The organism is Synechococcus sp. R6-7 (assembly GCF_047461695.1).
In the GTDB taxonomy this organism is placed as follows: Bacteria; Cyanobacteriota; Cyanobacteriia; order Thermostichales; family Thermostichaceae; genus Thermostichus.
Map to the genome: position 1 here is coordinate 1 of NZ_JANSHS010000546.1, position 2,414 is coordinate 2,414.

Annotated in this window: 3 protein-coding genes; all 3 read left to right on the plus strand. The window is 58.5% G+C overall.

The window, feature by feature from the left end:
• Nucleotides 1-79: 79 nt before the first annotated feature.
• The 3 genes from pyrR to NW815_RS14000 all read left to right on the plus strand — a co-directional run bounded on the left by pyrR (nt 80) and on the right by NW815_RS14000 (nt 2,303).
• A complete protein-coding gene (pyrR, locus tag NW815_RS13990) occupies nt 80-628 on the plus strand; it encodes a bifunctional pyr operon transcriptional regulator/uracil phosphoribosyltransferase PyrR (protein ID WP_414391142.1) in 549 nt (182 codons plus the stop codon).
• A gap of 12 nt (nt 629-640) precedes the next feature.
• Nucleotides 641-1,651 (plus strand): putative 2-dehydropantoate 2-reductase, encoded by a 1,011-nt coding sequence (locus tag NW815_RS13995; RefSeq protein ID WP_414416152.1) that lies wholly within the window; start codon nt 641-643, stop codon nt 1,649-1,651.
• A gap of 100 nt (nt 1,652-1,751) precedes the next feature.
• The gene (locus NW815_RS14000; RefSeq protein ID WP_414351390.1) at nt 1,752-2,303 is read left to right on the plus strand and encodes a metal-binding protein; all 552 of its coding nucleotides are present in this window, start codon (nt 1,752-1,754) and stop codon (nt 2,301-2,303) included.
• Nucleotides 2,304-2,414: the final 111 nt, after the last annotated feature.

The following is a 2,414-nucleotide window of genomic DNA, read 5'->3' on the forward strand; positions in this document are numbered from 1 at the left end:
GAGGGTGGGGAATTCCGCGCGTTTTGTTAAAGTCTTCTACAGACCAGATCCGCGATTGGCGAGGGGGCGACAGGGATCCATGTCCGAGATCGAGGTCTTCGATGCGGAGCAGTTGGCCGGGCTGATCGAGGGTCTGGCAGAGGCGATCGGCAGGGATCACCCCCACCTCCAAAAGTTGACGTTGATCGGCATTCGCACCCGGGGAGTTCCCCTGGCCTACCGCCTGCGGGATCGGATTGCCACTCTACTGGGGATCCCGCCCCAAGTGGGGGAGCTGGACATCACTTTTTTCCGCGACGATTTGAGCGCCGGCGGGTTGCGCACCCCCGATCGCAGCGAAATGCCGCGTGACCTGACCGGCCAAGAAGTGGTGCTGGTAGATGATGTGATCTTTCGCGGTCGCACCGTGCGAGCAGCTTTGGAGGCTCTAAACCACTTTGGGCGACCGGAACGGGTGCGATTGGCGGTGTTGATCGACCGGGGTCACCGACAGTTTCCCATCCAGCCCGATTACTGCGGTTGTCAGCTTTCTACAGAACCGGAGCAAACGGTGAGAGTCCATCTGCGGGAAACCGATGCGGAAGATCGGGTGCTGTTGATAGACAAAACGGCAAAGATCAAGTCCTGAGCCGGCGCTGGGGTGCGGTATTTTGGGGATGACCTGCTAAAACTTGCCGCCATGCCTCGGTTGCCGGAAACTCGCCGTTACGCTGTTTTGGGTACGGGTGCTTTGGGAGGATTTTATGGGGCGAAATTGCAACAGGCGGGCTTTTCGGTGCATTTTCTGCTGCACAGCGACTATGACCATGTTCGCCAAAACGGCCTCTGGGTGCAGTCCTGCTGGGGGGATTTTCATTTGCCCCAGGTGAATGCCTACGCAGCCGTGGAGGACATGCCGGCTTGCGAAGGGGTGATCGTGGCTTTGAAAGCCACCCAAAATGCGCTTCTGCCGCACTTGATCCCGCCTGTGTTGGCCGAGAATGGCGTGGTGATCTTGTTGCAAAATGGGCTGGGGGTGGAGCCCGAGATTGCCGATTGCGTTGGCCCAGAACGGGTCATGGGGGGCCTCTGCTTCATCAGCTCCAATAAGGTTGGCCCCGGCCACATTCACCATCTGGATTACGGTTCGGTGCTGCTGGCAGAGTACGGCCCTGGCTATGCCCCCCAAGGGATCACGCCCCGCCTTCAACAAGTTCAAGCCGATTTTCAACGGGCAGGGATCCCGACTTCGCTCTCACCAGATTTGATGTTGGCCCGCTGGCAGAAACTGGTCTGGAATATTCCCTTCAACGGCCTCTCGGTGGTGTTCAATGCCGATACTCAGCAAATGATTCGAGACCCTGAGGCCCGTGCTTTGGCGGAAACGCTGATGCAGGAGGTGATACAGGGAGCTGCAGCTTGTGATCGCCTGCTTCCCGACTCCCTGATCCAAGAAATGCTCACCAACACCGAGAAAATGGCCCCCTACCGCACCAGCATGAAAATCGACTATGAGCGCAAACGTCCTCTGGAACTGCAGGTGATCTTCGGCAACCCACTGCAGTACGCTCGACAAGCTGGGATCCATCTGCCACGGGTTGAAATGCTCTACCGACAGTTGCAGGTGTTGGATCGCCTGAATCGAGGGATCCCTGGGGAGCAGCAGGCTTAAGTTTTTCAAGATCCGGCGGAGCGATCCCAGGGCTGGAGCAGGCTTTCTCCTTTGCTTGCGGGTAGACTGAGCCGCAGTCGTGTACTGTTGCTCTGGCTTTATGCCGCTGGGATCCACCCACGATCGCATTACCCTCTGGACGGCCCCCGGCATCACCCTAGCCGCCGGTGTGTTGGGGAACAGCACCACAGTTGCCCTGGCTGTGGGATCCGCCTATCTGTTCAGCGGCCTGATGTTTTCTGGAGATCTGGACACCTGTTCCCGACAGTATCAACGCTGGCTGTTCTTGCGCTGGATTTGGCTGCCCTACCGCAAGTGGATGCGGCATCGCTCCTTTTGGTCTCATGGGCCGATTGTGGGCACCGCCGTGCGGGTACTGTACTTGAGCCTATGGGCAGGAGGAGCTGGCCTGCTGGGGGCTTGGCTGGGATCCCGGTTGGGCTGGTGGATGTGGCAACCCTGGGTGTGGGGCAGCGATCTCTGGCAATTGCTGCAAGTTCACGCCGAGATGCTCTTTTGGATTGGGATGGGGTTGGAACTGGGATCGGTGAACCACAGCCTAAGCGACTGGATGGTCTCCCGCTGGAAACGCTGGCGCAGAAAACGCCGTCAGGTTCGATCTCCCGCCAGGCGACTCAGCTATCGTGGCTAGGGATCCATTGGGCCAAGGTTTGATTTTTCGCCCGCCACGGCATTTGAATGGCAGTGAGGTTACCTACTGTTCCGCAACGCGTAGTCATTTATCTCACCGTCAAGGTGAAAC

What these genes read in the sequence shown, in the direction of transcription:
- pyrR (WP_414391142.1), top strand. Translation starts at nt 80, where the DNA reads ATGTCCGAGATCGAGGTCTTCGATGCGGAGCAGTTGGCCGGGCTGATC.
- NW815_RS14000 (WP_414351390.1), top strand. Translation starts at nt 1,752, where the DNA reads ATGCCGCTGGGATCCACCCACGATCGCATTACCCTCTGGACGGCCCCC.